Source organism: Candidatus Dependentiae bacterium, assembly GCA_018897535.1.
GTDB lineage: Bacteria > Babelota > Babeliae > Babelales > UASB340 > UASB340.
Window position 1 is genome coordinate 1 of record JAHIKO010000035.1, and the last position, 3,010, is coordinate 3,010.

4 protein-coding genes are annotated in these 3,010 nt (G+C 29.0%); all 4 read right to left on the reverse strand.

The genetic code is table 11. From position 1 onward, the window contains the following. Positions 1–224, reverse strand: a 224-nt coding sequence (locus tag KKE07_01940; protein ID MBU4269619.1) for a S26 family signal peptidase, incomplete at its 3' end; no start/stop codon positions are given. 8 nt (positions 225–232) lie between these two features. Further along, the gene (locus KKE07_01945; protein ID MBU4269620.1) at positions 233–1,033 is read right to left on the reverse strand and encodes an ABC-2 family transporter protein; all 801 of its coding nucleotides are present in this window, start codon (positions 1,031–1,033) and stop codon (positions 233–235) included. After that, positions 1,011–1,820 carry a hypothetical protein gene (locus tag KKE07_01950; GenBank protein MBU4269621.1) on the reverse strand — a complete coding sequence of 270 codons (810 nt, stop codon included), beginning with the start codon at positions 1,818–1,820 and terminating at the stop codon, positions 1,011–1,013. The genes KKE07_01945 and KKE07_01950 overlap by 23 nt, the downstream gene beginning before the upstream one ends. Then, positions 1,810–2,808, reverse strand: a complete 999-nt coding sequence (locus KKE07_01955; GenBank protein MBU4269622.1) for an ATP-binding cassette domain-containing protein — start codon at positions 2,806–2,808, stop codon at positions 1,810–1,812. The genes KKE07_01950 and KKE07_01955 overlap by 11 nt, the downstream gene beginning before the upstream one ends. Positions 2,809–3,010 lie beyond the last annotated feature (202 nt).

Genomic DNA, 3,010 nt, shown 5'->3' on the forward strand with positions numbered 1-3,010 from the left:
AAAGTGGGATCATTGATAACTATGTAATCACCATGTTTTATATCATTAAAAAAATATGTAAATTTATTTCCATATAATCTTTCACCAACCAAAATTGTTGGTTCGGCAGATCCTGTCGGAACATGATAAAGACCAAATATAAAGGTACGAATTAAAAAAACAATGGATCCTGCGAAAATTATGGCTTCTATCCATTCTCTTAATATCGATTTTTTAGTTGTCATTTTTTCCCTTACATCTTAACATTCATTAAACTACCGGATTCGTATCTTTTAAGGCCTTTTTTGAATACAAAAATAGCTAAAAAGTACGTTGCTACAGTAAAAGCTAAAAGTAATAGAAAGTAGTAAATATTAAAGGTCTTAATTAATTTTACAGGAAGTTCAGCTACAAAAAAACCTGGAATAATTGTAAACATAATAATTTTAAAAAAACCGGTGAAGCTTCCTTGTGGTGTATAAGTACAAAATGCAAGTGCAACATAAAGTTGTTCTGCTGCATCTTCAAAATTTCCAAAATAAAATGCCATAGACTGTGTTATAACTTGAAAATTAAACAAAATTATGCTTGTAATTAAGCATAATGATATAAATGTAATTACCGGTAAAAATGATAATTGACCGAACATAATATAAATAATTATACCAAATAATACTTCACCAAATCCGGGCAGTAAACTTTTACTTGTTGCAACACTCCAAAGTAAATTTTGTGGAGCTGCTATATATTGGTCCAATTCCCCATTAGCTATTTTTTTTGCCAGTTCCCATGTTCCTCCGGCAAAAAATAAACACAACCCAAAATTAATAGATGATAAAGCTATTAAAACCATCATGTCATTTGATTGCCAACCGTTAATAATCGGAAAGCGTTTAAAAAATATTGTCCACATTATGGCAAATGATGTGTCACCAACCATCATTCCAATTATTTGCATTATAAAACTTGTTTTATAAGCTGCTGCAGATTTAATATTAGTTTTAACCATTAATATTGAAAATTTTAAATATTTAACCGGCGTTGATAGAAACATTTTTCATGCCCCTTTTAAATGTTAGTATCGATAAAAAAACAAAAAATAATATCCAACAGCATTGAATAATTAAATATTTAAAAAATAAATTAATTTCAAAATTTACAATTGTTCTTGCCGAACCATAATAAAGGTGCGTAAATGGTAAAAATTCAGCAATATGCGCAATTCTTTCAGGAAATAATGAGAGCGGGACTACCAGTCCGCCAAATATGTATTGAATTCGTTGATAAATCCATGCAAAAGGTTCTTGATCTTCCACCCAAAAAGATATTATTCCTATGATAAAATTTATAAAAAAATCCAATGTATAACCCAAAAGTAAAAGTAATATTCCTAAAATAAAACTTGTAATACTTGGTAATTGTAATGGGCCGACTAAAATTATTGCAGACAATATTCCAATAAATAACGTACTAATCAAACCGGTAACAACTCTTCCTAAATAATTAAAATAATGAAAAAGTATAAAAGAATAAGGTTTATTTAAGGAAAGGGCTATGGCGCCGCTTCTGACATCTTCACCAATAAGCTGATCGGTTCGAGGTCTTGTTGAAGATCTAAAGCATTGGACTAAAACCATACTCCAAATTGTTGTTACAACCGTAAGTCCGCCAATAGATTCTTGTCCTATTGCTTTATAACTTGCAATGTAAAGTTGTGAAAACATCCAAATTCTAAACATTACAGCCAAACTTCTAGCAATAAGATTTGATTTATAAGTTGTGCGTGAGTGTATACTTGTTTTTATTACGTAAAAATATTTTAAAATCTTTTTATATACCATTTTTTCTGCTCATCTGGTAAATATTTGAGATTATCTCTTCCATTGGAGGTTCATAGATATTTATATCTTTTATATCAAAATTATTTGTAGCAAAACTTAAAAGTTTATCCATGGAGCTTTTTTCCTGTTCAATTTCAATTTTTATGGAATACTTTGTTTGTTCAACTATTTTACCACCATCAAAATTAAAATTTAAAATCGGTTCTTCAGTGATAAATTCTATAATTTTTTTAGAGATAAAATTATTTTTTAGTTGTTCCGTAACTCCGTCAAATATTATTTTTCCGTAATTTATTATAATTGTTCTATTTGCAAGCGTTTCTATGTCACCGGCATCATGAGATGTTAAAAAAATTGTTACACCTTCTTGTTTATTTAGAAATAATATTACTTCTCGAATTTGTTGTTTAGCTATTACATCAAGTCCAATTGTTGGCTCATCTAAAAAGATTATTTTGGGTTGATGTATTAACGATGCAACTATTTCGCATCGCATGCGTTGTCCTAGAGAAAGTTTTCTTACCGGTGTATTGATTAGATTTTTAAGTTCAAATGAATCTATTAAAAAATTTAATCTATTTTTATATTTTGTTTGATCAAGTTCGTATAAGCGTGAAAGTAAATTGTATGTATCTAATGGGCTTAAATGATACCAAAGTTGTGATCTTTGGCCAAAAACGGAACCTATGCTGTAAGCTAATTTTTGTCTATTTTCAGCCGGATCGAGATCTAAAACTTTTATGTTGCCGGAGCTAGGGTATAAAATTCCGGTTAACATTTTTATTGTAGTTGATTTTCCGGCTCCATTGGGTCCAATAAATGCCAAAAGCTCACCCGGTTCGACTGAAAATGATATGTGATCAACTACGGTAGTTTTTTTTGTTTGTTGGCTAAAAATTGAAGTTATACTTCCAAGTAACCCTGGTCTTTTTTGTTTTAGTTCAAATATCTTTGTAAGATCTTTTACTTCTATAACTGGTTTATTCATTTTTACACTTAATATTTTGAGAAAAATTCCAAACTTATATCTATATTCAATAATGTCAATATAATCACTTTTGGCCAATAAGTTAAATTTAACCCATTTGAATACTAATTTGTGTGGTTTATACTACATATATGATTTAAAAATTTTGAAAATTGGGGGGATTTATGTTTAAAAAGTGGATAAACCAGTTATAGAAGTAAAA